We start from the raw sequence: 2,292 nt of genomic DNA on the forward strand, positions 1-2,292 counted from the left end.
GGCCACCCTCCCCACAAGGGGGAGGGAGGGGTCGACTGAGGGCTAAGGAAGCTCGACGTCCAATGCCGCGATCAGTTGCTGGATTTCCTCTGGCGTCGTGTAATGCACGAAGCTGAGGCGCAGCACGCCGTGGTTGGGGTCGATGCCGACGGCTTCGAGCAGGCGATAGGCGTAGAAGTGGCCGCCGGCGGCCATGATGCCGTGCCGGGCCAGGCGGGAAGCCACCGCGGCGCCCGGCTCGCTCAGGCCGAGCGCGATGGTGGGCGCGCGCGTCGCCGGATCGTCGGGGCCGATGATGCGGACCGCGTTCTTCTGCCTGAGATAATCGAGCAGGGGCGTCGCCAGGGCGATTTCCTGCTGGCGCATGGCGGCATGGGCACGGCGGAAAGGGGTCTCGCCCTCGACGCTCGCGCCAGCAATGGCGGCGACGGTTTCGAGATAGTCGGCGATGCCGGAAGCAGCAGCAATCTGGGCGTGATCGGGACCGGCGGGGGTGAGACGATAGCGCAACTTGGCGTCGTTGAAATAGTGGCCCTGATTGGGCAGGGCCGCTGCCAGGTCCGGCCGGATGGCCATGATGCCCTGATGGGGGCCGTACACCTTGTAGGCGGAAAAGAAGTAGATATCGGCCCCCAGCGCCTGCAGATCCGGCAGGCCATGGGGCGCATAGCTGACGCCGTCGATGGCGGTGACAGCGCCGACCGATTTTGCGCGCGCGGCGATGTCGGCGATGGGGTTGATCTCCCCTGATATATTGGAGCAATGCGGGGCGGCGATCAGGCGTACTTTGCTGTCGAGCAGGGCATCGAGATCGGCGAGCGACAGGCGGCCGGTTTGCGGATCGACGCGCCATTCGCGGATTTCGGCGCCCATCCTGGCCAGCTTGCGCCAGGCGCCGGTATTGGCTTCGTGATCCTGATTGGTGACGATGACGACGTCACCCGGCTTCAGCCAGCCGGCGAATGCATTGCCCAGCACGTAGGTATTGGCTGAGGATGAGGGTCCGAAATGGATCCAGTCGGCGGTGACGTTGAGGGCCTGGGCCAACCGCTCGAAGCTCAGGTCCATCGCCTCGCCAGCGGCCTGGGAGGCGGGATAGATGCCATAGGGCTGCACCTTGGTGGCGCGATAATAGTGGTCGAGCTTGTCGAGCACCGCGCGGGACGTATAGGAGCCGCCGGCATTCTCGAAGAAGGCCTGGCCCTGGAGGGAGGGTTCGGCAAAGGCGGGGAACTGCTCGCGGATGCGGGCCGGATCGAGGGGCAGGGTGGTCATGGTCTATCCAGTCGGTGGGTGTCCGATTGGTAGGGGATCATGCGGCAAAAGCAAACCCCGGCCGTTGAGAGCCGGGGTTTGTGCGACGCCTGTTCGGGGGGCGGCAGGCATCGCCTGGCGGGTCAGCAACCGAGAAGGAGGTCGGCAAGCGGCGGCGGACCCGAAGTGGTTAGCCGTTGGTCGGCGCTTCCGGGGCGGTCGCGGGTGCGCCCATGGGGCCGCCCTGCTGCATACCCTGGTGATGCCGCATGCCGCCCTTGCCGAAGCCCGGCATGCCATCGCGATCGGGACGCTGTGGGGCCAACTGCGCCTTCTGCTCGTCGGTGAGGCTGTCGAAGAAAGCGTCGGCGGCGGGCTTCACGGCCTCGAGGGCGGCGAGGTGGGCCGTCTCGATGGCGATGCGGTTGTCGAGCCGCTCGGTCATATCAGGGGCGGTCGCCGTCGTCGTTTCGCCGGCAACAGGCGGCGTCGGCCGGAGGCCTTCGGTGGCGGCGGCGAAATCGGCGGCAGCAGACAGAGCGGTAGCCTTGAGCGCGTCAAACAGCGGCTGCTGCTCAGCGGTCAGCTCGATGCGGTGGCTGAGCCGAACCATGGCGATCTCGACGGCTTCGGCACCACGCGCGAAGTTGAGGAAATCGCCGCCGCCCCTCGGGCCGCCCATCTCGCCGCCCATCTGGCCATGACCCTGGTTACCCTGACGGAACTGCATGCCGGGGCCGTTCTGCGCCTGGGTCTGGGCGGTGGTGGCGTTCTGGGCGAAAGCGGGGGCAATGGCAGACAGGCCGATGGTTGCGGTCATCAATGCCACAATGGCTGATGTCGTGATCGTCTTCATGGAGAGGGTCCTTTGCATGGGAACCGGTTGATCCCGGCACGAATGACCCTAGTGGGTGTCGCCTGTTCACGACCTTGCTAGCAGATGAAGACTTGGTCAGGTTGGTAAGGAAGCGGAGGCGGATTTGATCGAGATCGTGACGGACCCCTTTCCCGGCGATGAAGCCATGCGAGGGCTGTGGC

2 protein-coding genes are annotated in these 2,292 nt (G+C 66.2%); both read right to left on the minus strand.

Going from position 1 to position 2,292, the window contains the following annotated elements:
• Positions 1–42: 42 nt before the first annotated feature.
• Positions 43–1,275 carry an aminotransferase class V-fold PLP-dependent enzyme gene (locus IH615_RS07005; protein ID WP_291360934.1) on the minus strand — a complete coding sequence of 411 codons (1,233 nt, stop codon included), beginning with the start codon at positions 1,273–1,275 and terminating at the stop codon, positions 43–45.
• Between the two features lie 169 nt (positions 1,276–1,444).
• Positions 1,445–2,110, minus strand: a complete 666-nt coding sequence (locus IH615_RS07010; RefSeq protein ID WP_291360935.1) for a Spy/CpxP family protein refolding chaperone — start codon at positions 2,108–2,110, stop codon at positions 1,445–1,447.
• Between the last annotated feature and the right edge of the window lie 182 nt (positions 2,111–2,292).

This window comes from Devosia sp. (assembly GCF_014860165.1).
Classification (GTDB): Bacteria; Pseudomonadota; Alphaproteobacteria; order Rhizobiales; family Devosiaceae; genus Devosia.